Raw genomic sequence first — 537 nt, forward strand, 5'->3', positions numbered from 1 at the left:
AATCAAATAAAGAAAAAAATAAAATGAAAACCGACTGGGATGGCTCTTCTGATAAATATGCGAGGATGATTTCAAAATGGCTGGAAAAACTTGGTTTGGTGATGCAGGTTCCCAAACAGGTTTCGGTAAATGTTAACGGACAGGAATTTAGTGAAACTATTGGACAGGCATACATGATTTCGGCAAAGGGTAGTTCTGCATTGAATCGCGTAGTAGGGCGAAGCAGACATCACAGAATATCAAAAAATGTTTATTATGAGATGATGGCTACGAAGGGAAATGACAGGGAATTATTACGAACTCGCAGAACGCTCGTTCTAAAGGCGATTATGGAAAAAGGAGACTATATTTGTGCATATGAAATTAAAGATTATTTAGCGTTATATAATATAGCTGTTGCAGTTGAAACCATTCAAGATGATGTACGAGGATTAATCAATATTGGATTAAATATTATCATAGACGAAGATGAATTTCTTTGGAATGATAATATCAATGATTTTATTTTACCATTGAATCAAGATTTAACCCGAACAG

Annotated in this window: 1 protein-coding gene; it reads left to right on the forward strand. The window is 34.6% G+C overall.

Features of this window, described 5'->3' with window-relative positions; genetic code table 11:
* Nucleotides 1-23: 23 nt before the first annotated feature.
* A partial coding sequence (locus D1841_RS18460) for a restriction endonuclease FokI catalytic domain-containing protein (protein WP_305801102.1) occupies nucleotides 24-537 on the forward strand: 514 nt, incomplete at its 3' end.

This window comes from Neglectibacter sp. X4 (genome assembly GCF_009917365.1).
Taxonomy (GTDB): Bacteria; Bacillota; Clostridia; order Oscillospirales; family Acutalibacteraceae; genus Acutalibacter.